The 3,089-nt window shown below is 62.6% G+C and carries 3 protein-coding genes; all 3 read left to right on the top strand.

The features are described from left to right. On the top strand, positions 1 to 939 hold a 939-nt coding region (locus ABY403_RS15065; protein ID WP_372841638.1), incomplete at its 5' end, for an AsmA-like C-terminal region-containing protein. Beyond that, on the top strand, positions 936 to 1,982 hold the full coding sequence (gene queA, locus ABY403_RS15060; protein ID WP_372841637.1) for a tRNA preQ1(34) S-adenosylmethionine ribosyltransferase-isomerase QueA: 1,047 nt from the start codon (positions 936 to 938) through the stop codon (positions 1,980 to 1,982). The genes ABY403_RS15065 and queA, both read left to right, overlap by 4 nt. Before the next feature lie 70 nt (positions 1,983 to 2,052). Beyond that, positions 2,053 to 3,089, top strand: a 1,037-nt coding sequence (locus tag ABY403_RS15055; protein WP_372841636.1) for an MFS transporter, incomplete at its 3' end; no start/stop codon positions are given.

Here is a 3,089-nt window from a genome sequence, read left to right as displayed (position 1 = left end):
AGCGGTGCGCTGACGCTTACGCCCGAGGGCAAGCTTGCCAGCGCCAACTTCGATGCGGTGGTGCTGGACGATTGGTTCGAGGGTGCGGCAGTGTTGCGCGCGCAGGGCGCAGGCAACCCGATGGCGATCGAGTTGAGCGGCGCGCGCGCCGATTTGCGCCGCGCCACCATCGGTGGCAGCGGCGGCGATGCTGGCGGCCCGATCAGTATTCGTATGGATAGGGTGCAGATTTCCGACAGCATCGCGCTGACCGGTTTTCGCGGCGACTTTTCGCAGACCACTGGCTTTGCTGGCGGTTTTGCGGCCAAGGTCAACGGCAGCGCGCAGATCGAAGGAACGGTCACGCCGGGGCAGGGCGGGCGCAGCGCCTTTCGTATCAACTCGGCTGATGCGGGGGCGGTGTTGAACGCGGCAGGTGTGTTCTCCAAGGCGCGCGGCGGCACGCTTGATCTGATCTTGCAACCCGGTAGTGGCGGCGCGGGGCATTTTGCGGGCACCGCTGAAATTCGCGATCTGCGGGTGATCGATGCCCCAATTCTGGCGGCGCTGCTATCAGCTGCATCCGGGATTGGCCTGCTGGAGCAGTTGAACGGCGAGGGGCTGCTGTTTACCAATGTTGATGGCGCATTCATCATCAGCCCCGACACCATCACGCTGACCGAGGGTGCGGCCGTGGGGGCATCACTTGGCGTTTCGGGTGACGGCACCTATATGCCTGCGACGGGAGCGCTTGATTTTCAGGGTGTGCTTACGCCGCTGTATCTGATCAACGTGATCGGCCAGATCATCTCGCGCAAGGGCGAGGGGCTTTTTGGCATCAACTACAGGCTGGGCGGTACGGCGAGTAACCCGCAGATTACGGTTAACCCACTTTCGTTGCTGACGCCGGGGTTCCTGCGCGACATTTTTCGAAAGCCGCTCGCGGAGGCAGGGCAGTGAAGCTGAGCGATTTCGATTTTGATCTGCCCGAGCGGCTGATCGCCACGCGCCCTGCGCGGCCTCGCAGTGCCGCGCGGCTGCTTTTGGCCGAAGCGGGCGGCATTGCCGACCGGGTGGTGCAAGATCTGCCAGCGATTCTACGGCCCGGCGATAGGCTGGTTCTGAACAACACCAAGGTCATTCCGGCGCGGCTATCGGGCAGCCGCACCCGGCAAAGCGCGCAAGGCGAAGTCAGCGCGCGCATCGAGGTCACGCTGCTGGAGCCCGCGCCGGGTGGCGAATGGCTGGCGCTGGCCAAGCCGCTGCGCAAGCTGCGCATTGGTGAGACCATCCGCTTTTCCACCGCGCTTACAGCCGAGGTTCGCGCCATTGCCGAAGGGCAATTGCGGTTGGCGTTTTCGCTTGCCGGGGCCGATTTCGACGCGGCGCTGGCCGAGGCCGGGGCAATGCCACTGCCGCCCTATATCGCGGCTCTCCGCGCGCCAGATGAGGCCGACAAGACCGATTATCAGACCGTGTTTGCGCGCCACGCAGGGGCTGTGGCCGCGCCCACCGCCAGTTTGCATTTCGACGCGCCGCTATTGGCTGCGTTGGCCGCACGCGGAGTGCAGTTTTCCGAAGTCACGTTACATGTCGGCGCGGGCACGTTTTTGCCGGTAAAGGTGGATGACGTGGCCACGCACCGGATGCACGCCGAGTGGGGCGAGGTCAGCGACAAAGCCGCCGCCGAGATCAACGCAACGCGCGACGCGGGTGGGCGTGTGATCGCGGTCGGCACCACCGCGCTGCGGCTGCTTGAAAGCGCCGCCGCATCGGGCCGGGTCGCGCCGTTTTGCGGCACCACGGACATCTTTATCTACCCCGGCTACCGTTTCCGCGTGACCGACGCGTTGATGACCAATTTTCATTTGCCACGCTCGACGCTTCTGATGCTGGTTTCGGCGCTGATGGGGCAGCAGCGTATCCGTGAAATCTATGCGCATGCGGTTGCGCATGATTATCGCTTCTTCTCCTATGGCGATGCGTCGCTTTTGATCCCTTAGCGTCGTATTCACGCGCCAACTGCGACGTTGGCGAGGCTAAAGCCGTGGTTTCCTGAATCCGAGGGCCGACATGCTGACTGTTTTGCGTACTACCTGGCCGCTTTTGCTTGGCGTCATGCTTCTGATGGTCGGGAACGGCATGCAGGGTACGTTGCTTGGTATCCGTGGCGCTATCGAGGGGATCAGCACCTACCATATGTCGGTCGTGATGTCGGCGTACTTTCTGGGATTCCTGCTGGGTAGCCGCATGACCCCCGAATTGATCCGGCGCGTGGGCCATGTGCGGGTGTTTGCCGCGCTCGGCAGTCTGATTTCGGCGGTGCTGGTGCTTTATGCGGCGGCGCCGCACTGGGTTGCATGGGCGCTGATGCGGGTGCTGATCGGGTTTTCGTTCTCGGGCGTTTATATCACCGCAGAAAGCTGGCTGAATGCGGCTTCGACGAACGAGACGCGGGGCCAGTCTCTTTCGGCCTATATGATCGTGCAGGCTATCGGAATTATCGTGGCGCAATTGCTGCTGAACGCGAGCGATCCTTCGGGCTTCATGCTGTTCGTCATTCCTTCGGTGCTGGTGTCCTTGTCCTTCACGCCGATCTTGCTGTCGGTCGCGCCGGCACCGGTGTTTTCGACCACCGCAAGAATGAGCTTTCGTCGCCTATTTCACGTCTCGCCGCTGGGATGTGTGGGTATCTTCATGATGGGGGGCGTGTTTTCGGCGCTGTTCGGCATGTCTTCGGTCTGGGGCGGGCGCGCGGGGTTGAGCGTGGCCGAGATATCGGCCTTTGTGGCGGCGATATATGTTGGCGGGCTGGTATTTCAGTATCCTGTCGGCTGGGTTTCCGACCGAATGGATCGCCGCGTGCTGGTGCTGGAACTGGCGGCGCTGGGCGGCGTGTTGTCGCTTGGGGTGTTTCTGTTTGATCCGGGCTTTGCCGTGTTGCTGGTGATGGCAGTGGCGATTGGCGGCATCGCCAACCCGATCTATTCGCTGCTGCTGGCGCATACCAACGACTTTCTGGACCAGTCCGACATGGCCTCGGCCTCGGCGGGGCTTCTGTTCATTAACGGTGTTGGTGCGATTACCGGGCCGCTGGTGACAGGTTGGCT

Source organism: Phaeovulum sp., from assembly GCF_041596715.1.
Classification (GTDB): Bacteria; Pseudomonadota; Alphaproteobacteria; order Rhodobacterales; family Rhodobacteraceae; genus UBA6213.
This window is presented reverse-complemented; position numbering and strand designations above follow the sequence as displayed.